Genomic DNA, 19709 nt, shown 5'->3' with positions numbered 1-19709 from the left:
TGCTGTGGCAAGAAAAGCGGGCAAAGGTACGCATGTGAGGCCCAACGTTCAAGCCTTAATGGACTAACGTACTAGATGTCTATAGGACAACACCCTCGGATAGATTAATCTAGGCCGGTTTTTTTGCCCGCCGCCGGAGCCTTTCCCCATGCCCATCCGTGAGATCCGCCATCCGCTGATCCGACATAAACTCGGCCTTATGCGCCGCGCCGACATTAGCACGAAGAACTTCCGTGAGCTTGCTCAGGAAGTCGGAGCGCTGCTCACCTACGAGGCGACCAAAGACCTGCCCCTGGAAAACTACGAGATCGCCGGTTGGTGTGGTCCCGTCCAGGTCGAGAAAATCGCCGGCAAGAAGATTACCGTGGTGCCGATCCTGCGTGCCGGTATCGGCATGCTCGAAGGCGTGCTCAGCCTGATCCCGGGTGCCAAGGTCAGCGCCGTAGGCGTGGCCCGCAACGAAGAGACGCTGCAGGCCCACACCTACCTGGAAAAACTGGTACCGGAAATCGACGAGCGCCTGGCGATGATCATCGACCCGATGCTCGCCACCGGCAGCTCCATGGTTGCCACCATCGACCTGCTGAAAAAAGCCGGTTGCAAGGACATCCGCGCCATGGTGCTGGTGGCCGCTCCCGAAGGCATCGCCGCCGTCGAGAAAGCCCACCCGGACGTGTTGATCTACACCGCATCCATCGATGAACGCCTGAATGAACATGGCTACATCATCCCGGGCCTGGGCGATGCCGGCGACAAGATCTTCGGTACCAAGCAGAAGGACGCGTGACCATGCAGGATGAGTTCAACGACCCGCTTTGGCGCCAGATCCTGTCTGGCGCACAGATGCTCTTCGTAGCATTTGGCGCGCTGGTGTTGATGCCGCTGATCACCGGTCTCGATCCAAACGTCGCCCTGTTTACCGCAGGCTTGGGCACCTTGTTGTTCCAGGTGGTTACCGGGCGCCAGGTACCGGTGTTCCTGGCGTCGAGCTTTGCGTTTATCACCCCGATCATTCTCGCCAAGGGCCAGTTCGGCCTCGCGGCGACCATGGGCGGCGTGATGGCGGCCGGCTTCGTTTACACCTTCCTGGGCCTGGCCGTGAAGATCAAGGGCACCGGTTTCATCGACCGGCTGCTGCCGCCGGTGGTGATCGGGCCGGTGATCATTTCCATTGGCCTGGCCATGGCGCCGATTGCGGCCAATATGGCGATGGGCAAGGCCGGTGACGGCAGTGAGTTGATCCACTACCAGACCGCCATGCTGATCTCGATGCCGGCGCTGCTGACCACGCTGATCGTGGCGGTGTTCGGCAAAGGCATTTTCCGCCTGGTGCCGATCATCTCCGGCGTGCTGGTGGGTTTCGCCATGTCGTTCTACTTCGGCGTAGTCGACACCGCGAAGATCGCCGCCGCACCGTGGTTCGCCCTGCCCCACTTCACCGCGCCGGAATTCAACTGGCAGGCGATCCTGTTTATCGTCCCGGTGGCCCTGGCCCCGGCGATCGAACACATCGGTGGTGTGATTGCGGTGGGCAGCGTGACCGGTCGCGACTACCTGAAGAAGCCTGGCCTGCACCGCACCCTGCTGGGTGACGGGATCGCCACCACCGCTGCCGGCCTGTTCGGCGGCCCGCCCAACACGACCTACGCGGAAGTGACGGGCGCCGTGATGCTGACCAAGAACTACAACCCGAAGATCATGACCTGGGCGGCGGTGTTTGCCATCAGCCTGGCGTTTATCGGCAAGTTCGGCGCGCTGCTGCAAAGCATTCCAGTCCCGGTAATGGGCGGGATTCTGTGCCTGCTGTTCGGCTCGATTGCCGCAGTGGGGATGAACACCCTGATCCGCCACAAGATCGACCTTGGCGAAGCGCGCAACCTGGTGATTGTGTCGGTGACCCTGGTGTTCGGGATTGGCGGTGTGCTGGTAGGCACCGGCACTGGCCCGGATGACTTTGGCCTGAAGGGCATCGCCCTGTGTGCGGTGGTAGCGATTGCGTTGAATCTGCTGCTGCCGGGCAATGACGGCTGGAAGAACAGGAAGCCGGATGAGCCGCTGATCTAACTGCCAACGCAAAACCAATGTGGGAGCGGGCTTGCTCGCGAATGCAGTGTGTCATTCAGCACATCAGTGACTGAACCACCGCATTCGCAAGCAAGCCCGCTCCCACATTTTTTTGAGTTTCAGTGTGGCTTACAGCTCGCCCAACGCATCGATCAGCGCCTGGTTCTGCTCCGGCGTGCCAATACTGATCCGCAGGAACTGGGCAATCCGCTCCTGCTTGAAGTGCCGCACAATCACCCCCTGCTCCCGCACCTTGGCTGCCAGCCCGGCAGCGTCGTGCCCTGGATGCCGGGCAAAGATGAAGTTGGCCGCCGACGGCAGTACTTCAAACCCCTTGGCCTGCAGTTGCGCCACCAGCTTTTCACGGCTATCGATCACCAACTTGCAGGTGTTCCGGAAGTATTCGCGGTCTTCAAAAGCGGCGGCCGCGCCGACAATCGCCAGACGGTCCAGCGGGTAGGAGTTGAAGCTGTTCTTGACCCGCTCCAGCGCCTCGATCAGGTCCGGGTGGCCCACGGCCAGGCCCACCCGCAAACCGGCCAGGGAGCGCGACTTGGAGAGGGTCTGGGTCACCAGCAGGTTCGGGTAACGGTCCACCAGGCTGATGGCGGTCTCGCCGCCGAAGTCGATATAGGCTTCATCGACCACCACCACCGAGTCCGGGCTGGCCTTGAGGATTTGCTCCACGGCGTCCAGCGCCATCACGCAACCGGTCGGCGCGTTCGGGTTCGGGAAGATGATCCCGCCGTTGGGCCTGGCGTAGTCCGACACGCGGATCTGGAACTGTTCATCCAGCGGCACTGCGTCGAAGGCAATGCGGTACAGGCCGCAGTACACCGGGTAGAAGCTGTAGCTGATGTCCGGGAACAGCAGCGGCAGGTCGTGCTGGAACAAACCGTGGAAGATGTGCGCCAGGACTTCATCGGAGCCGTTGCCGAGGAACACCTTGCCCGCGTCGATCCCGTAGTACTTGGCCACCGCCTGCTTGAGCAGGTCGCTGTTGGGGTCCGGGTACAAACGCAGGTTGTCGTTCAGCTCGGCCTGCATGGCAGCCAGCGCCTTGGGCGATGGGCCGTAGGGGTTTTCATTGGTGTTGAGTTTTACCAGCTTGGTCAGCTTCGGTTGCTCACCGGGCACGTAAGGCACGAGATCCTTGACGAGCGGGCTCCAGAATTTGCTCATGTTTCAGTTCCCCTGCTTATCGTCAACGATGCGGTATTCGGCGCTGCGGGCGTGGGCGGTCAGCGACTCGCCACGGGCCAGCACGGAAGCGGTCTTGCCCAACTCCGACGCGCCCTCTGGCGAGCAGAAGATGATCGACGAGCGCTTCTGGAAGTCATATACGCCCAGCGGCGAGGAGAACCGCGCAGTGCCCGACGTGGGCAGCACGTGGTTGGGACCTGCGCAGTAGTCGCCCAGGGCTTCGCTGGTGTGGCGGCCCATGAAGATCGCGCCGGCGTGGCGAATCAGCGGCAGCCAGGCTTGTGGGTCGGCGACGGACAATTCCAGGTGTTCCGGGGCGATGCGGTTGGCCACTTCGATGGCCTGCTCCATGTCGCGGACCAGGATCAGGGCGCCACGGCCATTGATCGACTTCTCGATGATCTCGGCGCGCTCCATGGTCGGCAGCAGCTTGGCGATGCTGGCGGCGACCTTGTCCAGGAATTCGGCATCCGGGCTGACGAGGATCGCCTGGGCGTCTTCGTCGTGCTCGGCCTGGGAGAACAGGTCCATGGCGATCCAGTCCGGGTCGGTCTGGCCGTCACACACCACGAGGATTTCCGAAGGGCCGGCGATCATGTCGATGCCGACCTGGCCAAATACATGGCGCTTGGCCGTGGCCACGTAGATGTTGCCCGGGCCAACCACCTTGTCGACCTTCGGCACGCTTTCGGTGCCGTAGGCCAGGGCCGCTACCGCTTGGGCGCCGCCGATGGTGAAAACCCGATCAACACCCGCGATGCAGGCCGCTGCCAGCACCAGTTCGTTGATTTCGCCGCGCGGGGTAGGCACCACCATGACCACTTCGGTCACGCCGGCCACCTTGGCCGGAATCGCGTTCATCAGTACCGAGGACGGGTACGACGCTTTGCCGCCCGGTACGTACAGGCCAGCACGGTCCAGCGGCGTGACCTTCTGGCCCAGTACGGTGCCGTCGGCCTCGGTGTAGCTCCAGGAATCCTGTTTCTGTTTCTCGTGGTAGCTGCGCACCCGCGCGGCCGCCACTTCCAGGGCTTCGCGCTGGGGCGCGGTGATGCGGGTCAGCGCCAGCTCCAGGCGTTCGCGGGGCAGGATCAGGTCGGCCATGGAGGCGACGTCCAGGCCATCGAACTGCCGGGTAAAATCAACCAGCGCCGCGTCACCGCGCTCGCGCACGGCCTTGATGATGTCGAGCACCCGCTGGTTGACCGAATCGTCGGACACGCTTTCCCAGCTCAGCAGATGATCCAGATGATGGGCGAAATCCGGGTCGGCAGCGTTGAGTCGGGCAATTGCAGTGGACGTGGTCATAGCGAGGGCCTCATAGGAATGGCAAAAATGCTCAGGCGCCGAAAGTTAGCAGTCGATCCGCTTGGGCACCTGAGAATTCTGGCTATGAGGCGGATAGACGGGCGCGGCTTGGGGCCGCGCGGGTGAGTCAACCGCGGTGTCGAGACTCCACTGCCTTGCGCAGGGTGTCGATCAACGCCTGGATACGGGCGTGCTGCATTTTCATCGAAGCTTTGTTGACGATCAGCCGGGAGCTGATGTCGGCGATAAAGTCCTGGGGCTCCAGGCCGTTGGCGCGCAGGGTGTTGCCGGTGTCGACCACGTCGATGATCTTGTCGGCCAGGCCGATCAGCGGTGCCAGCTCCATGGAGCCGTAAAGCTTGATGATGTCGACCTGGCGGCCTTGCTCGGCGTAGTAACGCTTGGCAACGTTGACGAACTTGGTCGCCACCCGCAGGCGGCCTTTAGGCTCGACGTCACCGACACGGCCGGCGGTCATCAGCTTGCACAGGGCGATACGCAGGTCCAGCGGCTCGTACAGGCCCTGGCCACCGTATTCCATCAACACGTCTTTGCCCGCGACGCCGAGGTCTGCCGCGCCATGTTCAACGTAAGTTGGCACATCGGTGGCACGCACGATCAGCAGGCGAACGTCGTCCTGGGTCGTGGGGATGATCAGCTTGCGGCTCTTGTCCGGATTCTCGGTCGGCACGATGCCCGCTTCAGCCAGAAGCGGCAAAGTGTCGTCAAGGATGCGGCCCTTGGACAGTGCGATGGTCAACATGGGAAACGTCAGTCCTTCATCAGGCTATTGCTGTCCGGTCGCAATCGGCGCCAGACACAGATCGAGGCCATTACAGCCTCGACTTGAAACAAATCAGCTAACAGCATACATCGTCATGTGGCGAGGGAGCTTGCTCCGGCTGGGGCGCGAAGCGGCCCTGCTCTTTGTTTAAAAAGACTGGGACTGCTGCGCAGTCCAGCGGGAGCAAGCTCCCTCGCCACAATGAACGTGTTTGCAGTTCCTGGAACTAGCCCGGTACGCGGCGGATTTTCGCGCCGAGCATCTGCAGCTTCTCTTCGATGCACTCGTAACCACGGTCTATGTGGTAGATGCGGTCGATGAGGGTGTCGCCGTCAGCGCACAGCGCCGAGATCACCAGGCTGGCGGAGGCACGCAGGTCGGTAGCCATCACTGGCGCGCCCTTGAGCTTCTCGATGCCGGTCACGATGGCGGTGTTGCCTTCGACCTGGATCTTGGCGCCCATGCGGTGCAGCTCGTACACGTGCATGAAGCGGTTTTCGAAGATGGTCTCGATCACGGCACCGGTGCCTTCGGCAATCGCGTTCAGGGAAATGAACTGCGCCTGCATGTCGGTCGGGAACGCCGGGTACGGAGCGGTACGCACGTTAACGGCTTTTGGCCGCTTGCCATGCATGTTCAGCTCGATCCAGTCTTCACCGGTGGTGATCTCGGCGCCGGCTTCCTTGAGTTTTTCCAGGACGGCTTCGAGGATGGTCGGATCAGTGTCCTTGACCTTGACACGGCCACCGGTGACGGCAGCCGCGACCAGGTAGGTACCGGTCTCGATGCGGTCCGGCATCACCTTGTAGGTAGCCGAATGCAGGCGTTTCACGCCATCAATGGTGATGGTGTCGGTGCCGGCGCCGGTGATGTTGGCACCCATGGCGATCAGGAAGTTGGCCAGGTCGACCACTTCCGGCTCGCGCGCGGCGTTTTGCAGCACGCTGCGGCCATTGGCCAGGGCAGCGGCCATCATGATGTTCTCGGTACCGGTCACACTGACGGTATCAAAGAAGAAGTTTGCGCCACGCAGGCCGCCTTCCGGCGCCTTGGCCTTGATGTAGCCGCCTTCGACGTCAATGGTTGCACCCATGGCTTCGAGGCCACGGATGTGCAGGTCCACCGGACGCGAACCGATGGCGCAACCGCCAGGCAGTGCGACTTCGGCTTCGCCGAACCGGGCAACCATCGGGCCCAGTACCAGGATCGAGGCGCGCATGGTTTTCACCAGCTCGTACGGTGCGATCAGGGTCTTGATGGTGCGCGGGTCGATTTCGACGCTGAGTTTCTCGTCGATCACCGGCTCGATGCCCATGCGACCGAACAACTCGATCATGGTGGTGATGTCATGCAGGTGCGGCAGGTTGGCCACGGTAACCGGGCCATCGCACAGCAAGGTCGCTGCCAGGATCGGCAGGGCGGAGTTCTTCGCCCCGGAAATACGGATCTCGCCATCAAGACGAGCACCGCCGGTAATAATCAATTTATCCATAAGAATCTCGACGCCTTGGGGGCTCAGGTGCGCTCGGCCCAGGCCGCGCGGCTGAAAAATTTCATAGTGACCGCATGGATGCTGCCATCGGTGATCCACGGGTTCAAATGGGCATAGATCTGCTGCTGACGCTTGACCGGGCTCAATGCCGCCAGTTCATCGCTAATCACGTTCAGCTGGAAATTGCAGCCTTCGCCCTCAACTTCAACATTAGTTTCGGGCAGCTTTCCTTCAAGGAAGCTTTTAACTTCTAGGGCCTGCATGATCAACCTCTATGGGCGCCCAGTGCGCGCGGGTCGCACATCATACAAAAAAGCCCCGCGCCTGCGAACCCCGCATAGCAGGACTCTGACGGGGGGCTTCTTTAATAATGTGTATTAAGGATGCGCCAACAGCTCGGTCAGACCGGAAACCTCAGCGATTTCACGCATGTCTTCGGGCAATGCACGAATGCTCACCGGCTTTTTGACGGCCTGCGCATCGCGCATGAAACACAGCAGCAACGACAAGCCGACGCTGCTGGACTTCACCACCGCCGAGCAATCCAGCACCAGCGCAGGAGCGGTACTGGCATTGATCAGCGCCTGGCCCTGGTTGCGCAGGGCGGGCCCAGTGCTGTAATCCAGCACGCCGCTGAGCAACAGCTCACCGGACTCGCCAAGGCGAATGGCCGACTCGGTCATTGGGCAGGCTTCCCGGCAGCTTTGTCGGTTTCTTCCTTGGCCTTGGCCACTTCACCGGCCCAACCGTTGATGGTTTTGTCCAGGTCGTTGCCATTGCGCTGCATGGCATCCGCGAACTGGTCACGGAACAGCTTGCCAATGTTGATGCCGTTGATGATCACGTTACGCAGTTTCCACTCGCCGTTGACCTTCTCGAGCGTGTACTGCACAGGGTAGACCGCGCCGTTGTTGCCCTTGACGCTCATGTTGACGCTGGTGCGGTCACCCGACTCATCCCCGGCAGGGGCGACGGTAATCCCCTGGTTGTTGTACTCCAGCAGGGCGTTGCCATAGAACTGGAACAAGCCCTTCTTGAAGTTTTCCTGGAATGTCTGCATCTGCGCAGGCGTAGCCTTGCGCGAGTACTTGACGGTCATGATGCTTTTGGAAATACCTTCAGCATCAACAACAGGCCCGACAATCGTGTTCAGCGCGTTATAGAACTGACTCGGGTCCTGCTTGTACTTTTCCTTGTTGGCACTCAGGTCAGCCAACATCTTGTTGGTGGTGTCCTGCACCAGGTCATGCGCAGAACCGCCGGCAGCGGCGTTAGCCATCAACGGCAGTGCCGCGAGCAGTACCAACAGGCCACGTCGCAAAGTAGAGATCATGAACACATTCCTCATTTGGCGTCTTTATTGACGGTATTGAGCAGGAATTTACCGATCAAGTCCTCCAGCACCAACGACGACTGTGTGTCATGAATGGTCGAACCATCCTTGAGCAGGGCAGATTCCCCGCCGACGCTGATGCCGATGTACTTCTCGCCCAGCAGGCCAGCGGTGAGGATAGACGCAGTGGAGTCAGTCGGCAGGTTATCTACCTTCTTGTCCACCTGCATGGTCACACGGCCGGTGAAGCTGTCGCGGTCCAGATCGATTGCCGTGACCTTGCCGATGGTTACACCCGCCATGGTCACTTTAGCTCTGACAGTCAAACCGGCGATATTGTCGAAGTAGGCGTAAAGTTTATAAGTATCGGCGGTGGGGCTGGCCGATAGGCCGCTGACTCGCAGGGCGAGCAACAGTAAAGCCAGGATGCCAGCCAGCAAGAAAAGGCCGACACCGATTTCCACAGTGCGGTTTTGCATCAGAAATCTCCAAACATCAAGGCGGTCAAAATGAAGTCAAGGCCCAGTACCGCCAGCGAGGCGTACACAACGGTCTTGGTGGTGGCGCGACTGATCCCTTCTGAGGTGGGCTCACAGTCATAGCCTTGGAATACGGCGATCCAGGTCACTACAAAGGCGAAGACAATGCTTTTAATGATGCCGTTGAGCACGTCGCCGCTGAAGGTCACGCTGTTTTGCATATTGCCCCAGTAGGAGCCGTCGTAGACCCCCAGCCAGTCAACCGCGACCCAGGAACCGCCCCAGATTCCCACCACGCTGAACACCATCGCCAGCAGTGGCAGGGAAATGAAGCCAGCCCACAGGCGCGGGGCAACAATGTACTTGAGCGGATCGACACCGATCATTTCCAGGCTGGACAGCTGCTCGGTGGCCTTCATGTTGCCGATTTCGGCCGTCAGCGCCGAACCGGCACGCCCGGCAAACAGGAGAGCGGTCACCACCGGGCCCAACTCACGCAACAGCGTCAGGGCAACCATCTGCCCAACAGCCTGTTCGGACCCGTAGCTGGAGAGGATATTGAAGCCTTGCAGCGCCAGCACCATGCCGATGAACACCCCGGAGACCACGATGATCACCAGAGACATCACGCCCACGGAGTGCAGTTGCTTGATCAGCAGGCCGAAACCGCCGCCAATACCGCCGCGGCCGAGCAAGGCATGAAACAGGAAAATCGTCGAACGCCCCAGCACACCGATGATATCGATGCCGGAGCGACCGAAAAGGCGAACCTTTTCGAGTAATGATGTCTTGCGCATCAGCGCTTCCCCAGAAGATCTGAGCGGTAGTCCGCTGCCGGAAAGTGAAAAGGCACCGGGCCATCGGGATCGCCGGTCATGAATTGGCGAATGCGCGGGTTGTCTGCGTTCATCAGTTCTTCAGGCGTGCCCTGCCCCAGCACCTGGCCATCGCCCACTACATATAGGTAGTCGGCAATGCTCGCGGTCTCGGCCAGGTCGTGGGAAACCACGATACTGGTGATACCCAACGCATCATTGAGCAGGCGGATCAGGCGTACCAGCACCCCCATGGCAATCGGGTCCTGGCCAACGAAAGGCTCGTCGTACATGAGAATCTGCGGGTCGAGGGCGATGGCACGCGCCAGGGCGACACGACGCTTCATGCCTCCGGACAACTCGTCGGGCATCAAATCGATAGCACCGCGCAGCCCGACGGCCTGCAATTTCAGCAACACAATGTCACGAATCATTTCATCGGACAGCTGTGTATGCACCCGCAGCGGGAACGCCACGTTTTCGAAAACATCGAGATCGGTAAACAACGCGCCGCTCTGGAACAGGACGCCCATGTGTTTGCGGGCATCGAACAGGTCACTGCGCGAAAGGGTCGGCAGGTTCTGGCCATTGACCCAGACTTCACCGGCGGAGGGGCGCAATTGCATGCCCATCAGGCGCAGCAGCGTAGTCTTGCCGCAGCCGGAAGGCCCCATGATGCCCGTGACTTTGCCGCGGGGAATGCGAATATCCACATTATTGAAGATGCTGCGCGTACCGCGCTTGAAGGAAAGGCCCTTCAGCTCGACCGCGTAGGCGTTATCGGCACTCATCTAAACTCCTTGGGATGCAGCCTTTCACTCAGACACTTTGTTTTCGACAAATGCTTGCGCCGAATAGACAAAAAGGCCGTGCGGACCGAACTGGCCGCGAACTATATCACTGCTGGTACAGCGCCCCCAAGGCCGGAACAGAGCTTGTTCAGAAACAGGACAGCTAAAAAATCCTGGCTGAGGTTCAATCTCAACCACAGGTGGATTGAATAAAGCCTGACGAACTTGTGTGAGGGAATTGATCATTACCGTTATAATCGCCGACTTTTCGTCAGGCTATACGATTTCAGACATGAGCCAATCCAGCGACCTTATTCAATCCGCACAACGCACCATCCGCCTCGAGCTTGAAGCCGTAGAAGGCTTGCTGGCCCATATCGACGCGGATTTCGTACGCGCCTGCGAGATGATTCTGGCCAGCAAGGGCCGCGTAGTGGTGGTCGGCATGGGCAAATCCGGGCATGTCGGCAACAAGATCGCCGCCACCCTGGCGAGCACCGGGACCACCGCGTTCTTCGTGCATCCGGCCGAAGCCAGCCACGGCGACATGGGCATGATCACCCGGGACGACATCATCCTGGCACTGTCCAACTCCGGTACCACCAACGAAATCGTGACCCTGCTGCCGCTGATCAAGCGCCTGGGTATCCAGCTGATCAGCGTGACCGGCAACCCGGACTCGACGCTGGCAAAAGCCGCCGAAGTGAATTTGAACGTGCACGTTGCCCACGAGGCCTGCCCGCTGAACCTGGCACCGACCTCCTCCACTACCGCCGCCCTGGTCATGGGCGATGCGCTGGCCGTGGCATTGCTGGAAGCCCGCGGGTTTACCGCCGAAGACTTCGCGTTTTCCCACCCGGGCGGCGCCCTTGGCCGTCGCCTGCTGCTGAAAGTGGAAAACGTCATGCACGCCGGCGACGAGCTGCCACAAGTGCCACGCGGCACCTTGCTGAAAGATGCCTTGATGGAAATGACCCTCAAGCGCCTGGGCATGACCGTAATCCTGGAGTCCGACGGGCGGCTGGCCGGGGTCTTCACCGACGGCGACCTGCGCCGCACCCTGGACCGCAACCTCGACATCCAGACCGCCACCATCGACGAAGTCATGACGCCTCACGGCAAGACCGCACGCCCTGACATGCTCGCGGCCGAAGCACTGAAGATCATGGAAGACCACAAGATCCTGGCGCTGGTGGTGGTCGACAGCGACGACCGTCCGGTTGGCGCCCTGAACATGCACGACTTGCTGCGTGCGGGAGTGATGTAAATGACCACCGACCTGATGCAACGGGGCAAGCACATCAAGCTGGCGATTTTCGACGTCGACGGTGTGCTGACGGATGGCCGCCTGTACTTCCTGGAAGACGGCAGCGAATTCAAGACGTTCAACACCCTCGACGGCCAGGGCATCAAGATGCTGATGGCGGCGGGCGTGCAAACCGGCATCATCAGCGGTCGCAAGACCCCGGTTGTGGAACGCCGCGCACAAAACCTGGGTATTCCTCACCTGTATCAGGGCCGCGAGGATAAACTGGTGGTTCTGGACGAGCTTCTTGGCCAACTCAACCTAAGCTATGAGCAGGTTGCGTACCTGGGTGACGATTTACCCGACCTGCCGGTGATTCGCCGGGTCGGCCTGGGCATGGCCGTGGCCAATGCGGCGGCGTTCGTTCGCGAACACGCCCATGGTGTAACCACCGCCCGCGGCGGCGAAGGCGCCGCCCGCGAGTTCTGCGAGTTGATTCTGCGCGCCCAAGGCAGCCTTGAAGCGGCCCACGCCGCCTACCTATAGAGCGTTTTATGCTGAGTAAAAAGATTCGCAATTTCCTGATACTTGCAGTCATCGCCGCGGTTTTCCTCGCGGTCGGCTACTGGAATATCAGCCCGGAGCGCTTCCTCGACAAGCCGGTTGCACAGGTTGACGAGAGTGCTATCGACTATTACGCCATCAACGCCCACAGCATCCAGTACCTGCCCGATGGCAAGGTCCAGTATGAAATGACCTCCGACAAGGTCGAACACTTGAAGGCATCCGAGGTCACTTTGCTGACCAAGCCGGACATGAACCTGTACCGCGGCGCCGAATTTCCGTGGCACGTCACCAGCGAGCGTGGCGAGGTCAACCCGGACGGCACCCAAGTGGAACTGATTGACTCGGTGCGGGTAGCCCGCACTGACGCCAAGAACCGCGACACCATTATTACCAGCAGTCGCATGACCGTATTCCCACAGAAGCAATATGCGCAGACCGAGCAAGACGTTAGAATTGACGGCGCTGGCGGTGTATCGACTGGCAAGGGAATGAAAGCGTATTTGAAAGAAAGCAGGATACACCTGCTATCGAACGTAAGAGGACAGTATGAGGCTCGTTAAAACCCTCCCTATTTTGCTCGGCCTGGGCGCAGCACTGGGAAGCGTGAGCGCCTGGGCTCTGCCGAACGATAGCCAGCAACCGATCCACATTCAGGCTGACGATGCGCAGCTGGATGACAAGCAAGGTATCGCGACCTACACGGGCAGCGTGATCATTACCCAGGGCTCGATGAAAGTGACGGGTAACACCGTGACACTGACTCGTACCCCGGCAGGCGATATCGACGTGGTCACTTCGGTGGGCAACCTGGCGTATTTCGAACAACTGCAGAAAGTGGGCGACCCTACGCCGGTCAAAGGCTATGGCAAGACGATCCAGTACCACGCCCAGCAAAACCGCATCGTGCTGATCGACCAGGCCCGGGTCATCAATGACGGCAACACCACCGACGGCGAAAAAATCGTCTACGACACGGTGAAGCAGATCGCCCAGGCCGGCCGTGCTACCGGCTCGAAAATCAGCACGCCGAAGCCGCGTATCGACATGGTTATTCAGCCGAAGCAGAAACCGGGCGCAGCCCAGCCGGCGCCGAAACCCGACGCGAAGAAGGCGAATTAATGGCAACCCTGAAAGCCCAGCATCTGGCCAAGGCTTATAAAAGCCGTCAGGTCGTGCGTGACGTCAGCCTGTCGATCGACAGCGGCCAGATCGTCGGCTTGCTCGGCCCCAACGGTGCCGGCAAGACCACCTGCTTCTACATGATCGTCGGCCTGGTGCAGGCCGATCAAGGCCGCGTCCTGATCGACGACCTGGACGTAAGCCACCAGCCTATGCACGGCCGTGCGCAAGCGGGTATCGGCTATCTTCCCCAGGAAGCATCGATCTTCCGCAAACTGTCGGTTTCCGACAACATCATGGCCATCCTCGAGACCCGCAAGGAACTCGACCGCGCCGGGCGCAAGAAAGAGCTGGAAAGCCTGCTGCAGGAATTCCACATCAACCACATTCGCGACAACCTCGGCATGAGCCTTTCCGGCGGCGAGCGTCGTCGTGTGGAAATCGCCCGCGCGCTGGCCACGGCGCCCAAGTTCATCCTGCTGGACGAACCTTTCGCCGGTGTCGACCCGATCTCGGTCGGCGACATCAAGCAGATCATCCATCATCTCAAGGCCAAGGGCATCGGTGTATTGATCACCGACCACAACGTCCGTGAGACACTCGATATCTGCGAAACCGCCTACATCGTCAACGATGGACAGCTGATTGCCGAAGGTGACTCTGCCACTATCCTGGCCAACGAACTGGTCAAGGAAGTGTATCTGGGTCACGAGTTCCGCCTGTAAACACGGTGGTATCAGGCCATTCGCCATGGAGCGCGGTAGTCAATAAAAACCTCAGTATTTTTATTGTTACCGCGCTCTAGGCAAAGCCCCCGATATCAGGCATATAATTTGCTTATGTTTGGCGCTCACGCGCCCTGTCGTGGATGGCGCATTGCGCCGGCGAATAAGGTGTTAAGCCCCTGCCATGATACCATCTCTAGTCCTGAGAATGGGCCAGCAGCGGACGATGACACCGCAGCTGCAACAGGCCATCCGCCTGCTCCAATTGTCGACCCTGGACCTGCAACAGGAAATCCAGGAGGCCCTGGAGTCCAATCCGATGCTCGAACGCCAGGAAGAAGGCGACGACTTCGATAATGCAGACCCGCTGGCCGACAACATCGAGCAAAAGCCCAACCCCGACGTACAGGAACCCTCCTACCAGGAAACCGCCCCCACGGTGGATAACCTTGAGGAAGGCGAATGGAACGAACGCATTCCCAACGAACTTCCCGTGGATACCGCCTGGGAAGACGTCTACCAGACCAGCGCCAGCAGCCTGCCCAGCAACGATGACGACGAGTGGGACTTCACCACCCGCACATCTGCCGGCGAGAGCCTGCAAAGCCATTTGCTCTGGCAGCTGAACCTGGCACCGATGTCCGATACCGATCGCCTGATCGCCGTGACCCTGATCGATTGCATCAACAACCAGGGCTACCTGGACGAGACCCTTGAGGAGATCCTCGAGGCGTTCGACCCGGAACTGGACATCGAACTGGACGAAATCGAAGCCGTCCTGCACCGCATCCAGCAATTCGAGCCGGCCGGCATCGGCGCCCGCAACCTCAGCGAGTGCCTGCTGCTGCAACTGCGCCAATTGCCGGCCAAGACGCCTTGGCTGAGCGAAGCGCAGCGCCTGGTCACCGACTACATCGACCTGCTGGGCAGCCGCGACTACAGCCAGCTGATGCGCCGCATGAAGCTCAAGGAAGATGACCTGCGCCAGATCATCGAGCTGGTGCAGAGCCTCAACCCACGCCCGGGCTCGCAGATCGAGTCCAGCGAAGCCGAATATGTCGTGCCCGACGTGATTGTGCGCAAGGACAACGAACGCTGGCTGGTGGAGCTGAACCAGGAATCGGTGCCGCGCCTGCGGGTCAATCCGCAATACGCAGGTTTTGTGCGCCGCGCCGACACCAGCGCTGATAACACCTTCATGCGTAACCAACTGCAGGAAGCCCGCTGGTTCATCAAGAGCCTGCAAAGCCGCAACGAAACCCTGATGAAAGTCGCCACCCAGATCGTCGAGCACCAGCGCGGCTTCCTGGAATACGGCGATGAAGCGATGAAGCCGCTGGTATTGCACGACATCGCCGAGGCGGTGGGCATGCACGAATCAACTATTTCCCGGGTGACCACGCAAAAATTCATGCATACCCCACGGGGTATTTATGAGCTGAAATACTTTTTCTCCAGCCACGTCAGCACCTCCGAAGGCGGCGAATGCTCGTCCACGGCGATCCGCGCGATCATCAAAAAACTGGTTGCCGCGGAAAATCAGAAAAAGCCGTTGAGTGACAGCAAGATCGCTGGTTTACTGGAGGCACAAGGCATTCAGGTCGCCCGTCGAACCGTCGCCAAGTACCGCGAGTCCCTTGGGATCGCGCCTTCCAGCGAGCGTAAACGTTTGATGTGACGGGCGGGCCATAGCGTTCCAGTGGCGGGTATTCCTACCCGCCGCTTTATGCACTGGCAACGAAGGAGAAGCTGTATGCAAGTCAACATCAGTGGACACCATGTAGAAGTCACCCCTCCATTGCGCGAATACGTCGAGCTGAAGCTGAAGAAGCTTGAGGGCCATTTCGACAAGATCACCAACGTGCAGGTCATCATGAAGGTCGACAAGCTTCAGCAGAAAATCGAAGCGACACTTCAGATACCCGGTGGCGAAGTGGTCGCCAATGCCGAACATGAAGACATGTATGCATCAATCGACTTGCTCACAGACAAGCTTGACCGCCAACTTAAAAAGCATAAGGAAAAGCAGCAGAGCCTTCTTCAAGGCACTGGCCGCTAACACTCCCCACCCATGATCCGACTTGAAACCATCCTGACCCCCGGCCGTTCCCTCGTGAACGTGCCGGGCGGCAGTAAAAAGCGCGCCCTCGAACAAATTGCCAACCTGATCGGCCGCGAAGTGCCCGAACTGGATACGCAAGCTGTGTACGAGGCCCTGATCGCCCGTGAAAAGCTCGGCTCCACCGGCTTTGGCAACGGCATCGCCATTCCTCACTGCCGCCTGCAAGGCTGTGAGTCTCCAGTCAGCGCCCTGCTGCACCTGGACGCCCCTATCGATTTCGACGCCATCGACGGCGCGCCGGTCGACCTGCTGTTCGTACTGCTGGTCCCGCAAGCTGCCACCGATGCGCACCTGGAGCTGCTTCGGCAGATCGCCAGCATGCTCGACCGCAAGGACGTACGCGACAAACTGCGTAGTGCCTCAAGCAATGAGGCGCTCTACCAGGTTGTCCTGGATGAACAAAACGGGCATTAATCATGCGTTTGATCATCGTCAGCGGCCGTTCCGGCTCAGGTAAAAGCACGGCCCTCAATGTTCTTGAGGACAACGGCTTCTATTGCATCGACAACCTGCCCGCCGGCCTGCTACCGGAACTGGCGGAACGCGCGCTGATTCATACCGAGCTGGCGCAACCGCTGGTCGCCGTGTCGATCGACGCCCGCAACCTGCCCAGCCACCTCACACGCTTTCCTGAACTGCTCGAAGAAGTGCGGGCCAAGCATATCCATTGCGATGTGCTGTACCTGGACGCCGACGAAGAGACCCTGCTCAAGCGCTTCTCCGAAACCCGTCGCCGCCACCCGTTGAGTAGCCCTCATCGTTCCCTGGCCGAAGCCATCGAGGACGAGACCAAACTGCTGGGGCCGATCATTGACCTGGCCGACCTCAAGATCAACACCACCAGCCTGAACCTGTATCAACTGCGGGATGCGATCAAGCTGCGCCTGCTGAACCAGCCGGAGCCAGGCACGGCGTTCCTTGTCGAGTCGTTCGGTTTCAAGCGCGGCATGCCGGTAGATGCCGACCTGGTGTTCGATGTGCGCTGCCTGCCCAACCCGTACTGGAAGCCGGAACTGCGCGATCAGTCGGGGCTGGACCAACCTGTGGCCGAGTACCTGGCGGCGCAACCGGATGTCGAGGAAATGTACCAGGACATCTCCAGCTACCTGCTCAAATGGCTGCCGCGTTTTGCGGCCAGCAATCGGGCTTATGTCACCATCGCCATTGGCTGCACCGGCGGCCACCACCGATCCGTCTACCTGACCGAACGCCTGGGCAAGGTGCTGCAACAAACCCTCAAGAACGTCCAGGTTCGCCACCGCGACCTCAGCTGAAAGGAACACCCCCGCGATGCCCGCTCTGGAAATTGAAATCATCAACAAGCTGGGCCTGCACGCCCGGGCCTCGGCCAAGTTCGTCGGCGTCGCCGGGCAGTTCCCTTGCCAGATCCGCGCCGGGCGTACCCCGGAATCCATGGTCGACGGCAAAAGCATCATGGCCATGATGATGCTGGCTGCGGGCAAGGGCACGAAGATTCATTTGAAGACCGAAGGCGAGCAAGAGCAGGAAGCGATGGATGCCCTGGTAGCGTTGATCAATAATTTCTTTGATGAGGGCGAGTAGGTAATCGCCCCTCCCCTGCGTCAGTTGGACAGCAGTTTGCCGTTGAACAGAATCTTCAACGTCTTGACCGTCAGTACGGCCAGGGCGATCGTCAGGAAAGCCAGGATCAGATAGGCAATCGCTTCCAGGATCACGCCTCCTTTGGCATCGGCATATTTCAACGCAGCGTTGCTCAATGCCGCAATCGGAAAGCTGATTGCCCACCAGGCAGGAGAAAAAGGCGCGGCCTGACGGAATACTTTGAATGCCAGCACCCCAAACAGGAACAGGCCAAAGTAGAAGAGCACGCTGGCAAAGTAGTCGACGCTGCCAAAGAAGTTGGTGTAAGCCAGAAAGCCGACTTCAAAGGGGGCGATAAGTATCATCAGCGAAGGTGTCATACCTTTGGCCATCACCGGCTCGTGAACCAGACGTGAAAAAATTCGCGTGAAGAACACCAGCGCAATCACACTCCCTACCGCCATCGCGAACAGATTGAACTCGTATGCCCACGCCATGGGCATGTGGGCACCTGTCACCGCGATGTCGAGCGCCGCCACCCCCGGGATCAGCCAGGCAGGCACCGCATATTGCGACTCCTGATTACCGGACAACAGTCGCGAGAGCACAATTGCCGCCAGGATCATGGTCAGCAGGCTACCCAACATCCAAAGCCCCTGGCTGATCAGGGTGCTAGCTGAGCCTACGACTGCCGACAGCAGCAGCAACGCGATCGTCACCGTGCCAAAGAAATTTCCTGATATCGGGTGATTGAACTCGGCTTTGACCGCCGCAGGGTATTGAACCCATTTGGTGAGATACCCCGCCACCAGTGCGGTAAACACCAGAATGGCAAACCCACCAATGACCGCTCCGATCATTTGCGCGTAAGCCACATATTCACTGGCGGACTGCCAGGCCAGGCTCAGGCCGGCCAACCCCATCACGGCGCCAAACAAATTGATGGGAAGATTCTTGATGGACCCCGACCGCTCGCTCGATTCGACAGCGAAGGGGGGAAGTGGCGCGTTACAGATGCTCATGCGGGTCTCCGGTTGACGATAAAGCACGTGACGGACAGTGTCGCCTACCTCCCCTCTGTCCTATAGTGTCGCTTAACGACGATTTCAGCCATTTCCACTACGGAGACCGACACCATGCGAATTGCCCTCCTGGCATTTCCCCGCGTGCAAATGCTGGATGTCGTGGGCCCTGCCGATGTGTTCGCTGAAGCGGCCAGGCAATTGGGTAATTCCCGTGCATACAGGATCTCGGTCATCGGTACCGTCGCCGGGCAGATCAAGGGAACCAATGGGCTTCGCCTGGCCACGGATGACTCCATCGAGACGTTCAAGGGGGCTATCGATACGCTGCTGATCGCTGGAAGCCCCAGCGTGAATGACGTGGCACACGACGCCCACCTGCGGAACTGGGTACGCTACCAGGCCACGCGCGTGCGGCGGATAGGCTCGGTTTGCAGTGGCGCTTTTGTGCTGGGGGCTGCTGGCTTGCTGGTCGGGCGACGCGTCACCACGCACTGGAATTCCAGTGCATTGCTGGCCAGGCAATACCCCGATGCCGTGGTCGAACCGGACAGCATTTTTATCCGCGACGGTAACCTGTACACCTCCGCCGGTGTGACGGCCGGTATGGATCTGGCGCTCGCGTTAGTCGAGGAGGACCACGGCCGTGATTTGGCGCTCAGTGTGGCCAGGGAAATGGTGATGTACTTCAAACGGCCGGGCGGCCAGTCACAGTTCAGCGCCCAACTGGCGGCACAGACCGCAGAGCGCACGAACATTCGCCAGATACAGACCTATATCGTCGACAACCTGGCCGCAGACCTGAGCGTGGCATTGCTGGCCCAGCGCGCTGACATGAGCGAACGCAACTTTGCCCGGGTATTCAAGGCCGAGGGTGGATTCACCCCTGCCGAGTTCGTGGAGCTGGCACGTATCGACCAGGCACGGCGGCTGATCGAAGGCTCGAATGTCTCGCTCAAACGCCTGGCCGATCAGGTCGGCTATGCCAATGTTGATGGGTTCCGGCGCGCCTTCGTTCGCCGCCTGGGCGTTACCCCCAGCGACTACCGCAAGCGCTTCTTGTAGAAGCGCGACAG

The 19709-nt window shown here is 59.9% G+C and carries 24 protein-coding genes; 13 read left to right on the top strand and 11 right to left on the bottom strand.

All coding sequences use genetic code 11. The annotated features are described in order from the left end of the window. The first annotated feature begins 148 nt into the window (after window positions 1–148). Together upp and ACIOMR_RS16060 are read left to right on the top strand one after the other, a co-directional pair. Entirely contained in the window at window positions 149–787 is a 639-nt protein-coding gene (gene upp / locus ACIOMR_RS16065) for a uracil phosphoribosyltransferase (RefSeq protein ID WP_003216149.1), read from the top strand. Window positions 788–789: 2 nt separating this feature from the next. Further along, window positions 790–2064: a uracil-xanthine permease family protein gene (locus ACIOMR_RS16060; protein ID WP_087692860.1), complete on the top strand. Its 1275-nt coding sequence runs from the start codon at window positions 790–792 to the stop codon at window positions 2062–2064. Window positions 2065–2193: 129 nt separating this feature from the next. On the opposite strand, the gene hisC is transcribed toward ACIOMR_RS16060, so the two are convergent. The 10 genes from hisC to ACIOMR_RS16010 form a co-directional block, all read right to left on the bottom strand. Then, window positions 2194–3246 carry a histidinol-phosphate transaminase gene (gene hisC, locus ACIOMR_RS16055; protein WP_003216145.1) on the bottom strand — a complete coding sequence of 351 codons (1053 nt, stop codon included), beginning with the start codon at window positions 3244–3246 and terminating at the stop codon, window positions 2194–2196. A 3-nt stretch (window positions 3247–3249) separates the two neighbouring features. Then, window positions 3250–4575: a histidinol dehydrogenase gene (gene hisD, locus ACIOMR_RS16050; protein ID WP_008434283.1), complete on the bottom strand. Its 1326-nt coding sequence runs from the start codon at window positions 4573–4575 to the stop codon at window positions 3250–3252. A 127-nt stretch (window positions 4576–4702) separates the two neighbouring features. Then, entirely contained in the window at window positions 4703–5338 is a 636-nt protein-coding gene (gene hisG / locus ACIOMR_RS16045) for an ATP phosphoribosyltransferase (protein WP_003188599.1), read from the bottom strand. A 247-nt stretch (window positions 5339–5585) separates the two neighbouring features. Next, window positions 5586–6851 (bottom strand): UDP-N-acetylglucosamine 1-carboxyvinyltransferase, encoded by a 1266-nt coding sequence (murA, locus tag ACIOMR_RS16040; RefSeq protein WP_003216140.1) that lies wholly within the window; start codon window positions 6849–6851, stop codon window positions 5586–5588. 23 nt (window positions 6852–6874) lie between these two features. Continuing rightward, a complete protein-coding gene (locus tag ACIOMR_RS16035; protein ID WP_008434291.1) occupies window positions 6875–7114 on the bottom strand; it encodes a BolA family protein in 240 nt (79 codons plus the stop codon). Between the two features lie 114 nt (window positions 7115–7228). Beyond that, a complete protein-coding gene (locus tag ACIOMR_RS16030) occupies window positions 7229–7534 on the bottom strand; it encodes a lipid asymmetry maintenance protein MlaB (protein ID WP_177122443.1) in 306 nt (101 codons plus the stop codon). Beyond that, window positions 7531–8184, bottom strand: coding sequence for a phospholipid-binding protein MlaC (locus ACIOMR_RS16025; RefSeq protein ID WP_003216135.1), 654 nt, complete (start codon window positions 8182–8184; stop codon window positions 7531–7533). Before ACIOMR_RS16025 ends, ACIOMR_RS16030 begins: the two co-directional genes overlap by 4 nt. Before the next feature lie 11 nt (window positions 8185–8195). Next, window positions 8196–8663, bottom strand: coding sequence for an outer membrane lipid asymmetry maintenance protein MlaD (gene mlaD, locus ACIOMR_RS16020; RefSeq protein WP_003216133.1), 468 nt, complete (start codon window positions 8661–8663; stop codon window positions 8196–8198). Next, window positions 8663–9460 carry a lipid asymmetry maintenance ABC transporter permease subunit MlaE gene (gene mlaE, locus ACIOMR_RS16015; protein ID WP_003216131.1) on the bottom strand — a complete coding sequence of 266 codons (798 nt, stop codon included), beginning with the start codon at window positions 9458–9460 and terminating at the stop codon, window positions 8663–8665. Before mlaE ends, mlaD begins: the two co-directional genes overlap by 1 nt. Then, window positions 9460–10269, bottom strand: coding sequence for an ATP-binding cassette domain-containing protein (locus ACIOMR_RS16010; RefSeq protein WP_003216128.1), 810 nt, complete (start codon window positions 10267–10269; stop codon window positions 9460–9462). Before ACIOMR_RS16010 ends, mlaE begins: the two co-directional genes overlap by 1 nt. Before the next feature lie 292 nt (window positions 10270–10561). Here ACIOMR_RS16010 and ACIOMR_RS16005 point away from each other — a divergent pair, with 292 nt between their 5' ends. From ACIOMR_RS16005 to ACIOMR_RS15960, 10 genes are all read left to right on the top strand, one after another. Then, window positions 10562–11536, top strand: coding sequence for a KpsF/GutQ family sugar-phosphate isomerase (locus ACIOMR_RS16005; protein WP_003216126.1), 975 nt, complete (start codon window positions 10562–10564; stop codon window positions 11534–11536). Then, entirely contained in the window at window positions 11537–12061 is a 525-nt protein-coding gene (locus ACIOMR_RS16000; RefSeq protein WP_003216124.1) for an HAD family hydrolase, read from the top strand. An 8-nt stretch (window positions 12062–12069) separates the two neighbouring features. Next, window positions 12070–12642, top strand: a complete 573-nt coding sequence (lptC, locus tag ACIOMR_RS15995) for an LPS export ABC transporter periplasmic protein LptC (RefSeq protein ID WP_003216122.1) — start codon at window positions 12070–12072, stop codon at window positions 12640–12642. Further along, a complete protein-coding gene (gene lptA, locus ACIOMR_RS15990) occupies window positions 12629–13201 on the top strand; it encodes a lipopolysaccharide transport periplasmic protein LptA (RefSeq protein ID WP_023659193.1) in 573 nt (190 codons plus the stop codon). The genes lptC and lptA overlap by 14 nt, the downstream gene beginning before the upstream one ends. Beyond that, window positions 13201–13926: an LPS export ABC transporter ATP-binding protein gene (lptB, locus tag ACIOMR_RS15985; protein WP_003216119.1), complete on the top strand. Its 726-nt coding sequence runs from the start codon at window positions 13201–13203 to the stop codon at window positions 13924–13926. Before lptA ends, lptB begins: the two co-directional genes overlap by 1 nt. A gap of 184 nt (window positions 13927–14110) precedes the next feature. Beyond that, window positions 14111–15604 carry an RNA polymerase factor sigma-54 gene (locus ACIOMR_RS15980; RefSeq protein ID WP_401195151.1) on the top strand — a complete coding sequence of 498 codons (1494 nt, stop codon included), beginning with the start codon at window positions 14111–14113 and terminating at the stop codon, window positions 15602–15604. A 75-nt stretch (window positions 15605–15679) separates the two neighbouring features. Next, entirely contained in the window at window positions 15680–15985 is a 306-nt protein-coding gene (gene hpf / locus ACIOMR_RS15975; protein ID WP_003216115.1) for a ribosome hibernation-promoting factor, HPF/YfiA family, read from the top strand. 12 nt (window positions 15986–15997) lie between these two features. Further along, window positions 15998–16462, top strand: coding sequence for a PTS IIA-like nitrogen regulatory protein PtsN (gene ptsN / locus ACIOMR_RS15970; protein WP_003216114.1), 465 nt, complete (start codon window positions 15998–16000; stop codon window positions 16460–16462). Window positions 16463–16464: 2 nt separating this feature from the next. After that, window positions 16465–17322 carry an RNase adapter RapZ gene (gene rapZ / locus ACIOMR_RS15965; RefSeq protein WP_003216111.1) on the top strand — a complete coding sequence of 286 codons (858 nt, stop codon included), beginning with the start codon at window positions 16465–16467 and terminating at the stop codon, window positions 17320–17322. 16 nt (window positions 17323–17338) lie between these two features. Continuing rightward, window positions 17339–17611 carry an HPr family phosphocarrier protein gene (locus tag ACIOMR_RS15960; RefSeq protein ID WP_003216108.1) on the top strand — a complete coding sequence of 91 codons (273 nt, stop codon included), beginning with the start codon at window positions 17339–17341 and terminating at the stop codon, window positions 17609–17611. A 20-nt stretch (window positions 17612–17631) separates the two neighbouring features. On the opposite strand, the gene ACIOMR_RS15955 is transcribed toward ACIOMR_RS15960, so the two are convergent. Further along, on the bottom strand, window positions 17632–18633 hold the full coding sequence (locus tag ACIOMR_RS15955; protein WP_401195147.1) for an SLAC1 anion channel family protein: 1002 nt from the start codon (window positions 18631–18633) through the stop codon (window positions 17632–17634). 114 nt (window positions 18634–18747) lie between these two features. On the opposite strand from ACIOMR_RS15955, the gene ACIOMR_RS15950 reads away from it, so the two are divergent. Continuing rightward, window positions 18748–19698 (top strand): GlxA family transcriptional regulator, encoded by a 951-nt coding sequence (locus ACIOMR_RS15950; RefSeq protein ID WP_401195144.1) that lies wholly within the window; start codon window positions 18748–18750, stop codon window positions 19696–19698. The last annotated feature ends 11 nt before the right edge of the window (window positions 19699–19709 follow it).

Origin of the sequence: Pseudomonas sp. NPDC087814, from assembly GCF_044742865.1 — a bacterium.
Taxonomy (GTDB): domain Bacteria; phylum Pseudomonadota; class Gammaproteobacteria; order Pseudomonadales; family Pseudomonadaceae; genus Aquipseudomonas.
Note: the sequence above shows the minus strand (reverse complement) of the source record. Positions and strands in the feature narration are given on the sequence as shown.

Coding starts and splice junctions, on each gene's coding strand:
- upp (WP_003216149.1), top strand. CDS start 149: ATGCCCATCCGTGAGATCCGCCATCCGCTGATCCGACATAAACTCGGC.
- ACIOMR_RS16060 (WP_087692860.1), top strand. CDS start 790: ATGCAGGATGAGTTCAACGACCCGCTTTGGCGCCAGATCCTGTCTGGC.
- hisC (WP_003216145.1), bottom strand. CDS start 3,246: ATGAGCAAATTCTGGAGCCCGCTCGTCAAGGATCTCGTGCCTTACGTG.
- hisD (WP_008434283.1), bottom strand. CDS start 4,575: ATGACCACGTCCACTGCAATTGCCCGACTCAACGCTGCCGACCCGGAT.
- hisG (WP_003188599.1), bottom strand. CDS start 5,338: ATGTTGACCATCGCACTGTCCAAGGGCCGCATCCTTGACGACACTTTG.
- murA (WP_003216140.1), bottom strand. CDS start 6,851: ATGGATAAATTGATTATTACCGGCGGTGCTCGTCTTGATGGCGAGATC.
- ACIOMR_RS16035 (WP_008434291.1), bottom strand. CDS start 7,114: ATGCAGGCCCTAGAAGTTAAAAGCTTCCTTGAAGGAAAGCTGCCCGAA.
- ACIOMR_RS16030 (WP_177122443.1), bottom strand. CDS start 7,534: ATGACCGAGTCGGCCATTCGCCTTGGCGAGTCCGGTGAGCTGTTGCTC.
- ACIOMR_RS16025 (WP_003216135.1), bottom strand. CDS start 8,184: ATGATCTCTACTTTGCGACGTGGCCTGTTGGTACTGCTCGCGGCACTG.
- mlaD (WP_003216133.1), bottom strand. CDS start 8,663: ATGCAAAACCGCACTGTGGAAATCGGTGTCGGCCTTTTCTTGCTGGCT.
- mlaE (WP_003216131.1), bottom strand. CDS start 9,460: ATGCGCAAGACATCATTACTCGAAAAGGTTCGCCTTTTCGGTCGCTCC.
- ACIOMR_RS16010 (WP_003216128.1), bottom strand. CDS start 10,269: ATGAGTGCCGATAACGCCTACGCGGTCGAGCTGAAGGGCCTTTCCTTC.
- ACIOMR_RS16005 (WP_003216126.1), top strand. CDS start 10,562: ATGAGCCAATCCAGCGACCTTATTCAATCCGCACAACGCACCATCCGC.
- ACIOMR_RS16000 (WP_003216124.1), top strand. CDS start 11,537: ATGACCACCGACCTGATGCAACGGGGCAAGCACATCAAGCTGGCGATT.
- lptC (WP_003216122.1), top strand. CDS start 12,070: ATGCTGAGTAAAAAGATTCGCAATTTCCTGATACTTGCAGTCATCGCC.
- lptA (WP_023659193.1), top strand. CDS start 12,629: ATGAGGCTCGTTAAAACCCTCCCTATTTTGCTCGGCCTGGGCGCAGCA.
- lptB (WP_003216119.1), top strand. CDS start 13,201: ATGGCAACCCTGAAAGCCCAGCATCTGGCCAAGGCTTATAAAAGCCGT.
- ACIOMR_RS15980 (WP_401195151.1), top strand. CDS start 14,111: ATGATACCATCTCTAGTCCTGAGAATGGGCCAGCAGCGGACGATGACA.
- hpf (WP_003216115.1), top strand. CDS start 15,680: ATGCAAGTCAACATCAGTGGACACCATGTAGAAGTCACCCCTCCATTG.
- ptsN (WP_003216114.1), top strand. CDS start 15,998: ATGATCCGACTTGAAACCATCCTGACCCCCGGCCGTTCCCTCGTGAAC.
- rapZ (WP_003216111.1), top strand. CDS start 16,465: ATGCGTTTGATCATCGTCAGCGGCCGTTCCGGCTCAGGTAAAAGCACG.
- ACIOMR_RS15960 (WP_003216108.1), top strand. CDS start 17,339: ATGCCCGCTCTGGAAATTGAAATCATCAACAAGCTGGGCCTGCACGCC.
- ACIOMR_RS15955 (WP_401195147.1), bottom strand. CDS start 18,633: ATGAGCATCTGTAACGCGCCACTTCCCCCCTTCGCTGTCGAATCGAGC.
- ACIOMR_RS15950 (WP_401195144.1), top strand. CDS start 18,748: ATGCGAATTGCCCTCCTGGCATTTCCCCGCGTGCAAATGCTGGATGTC.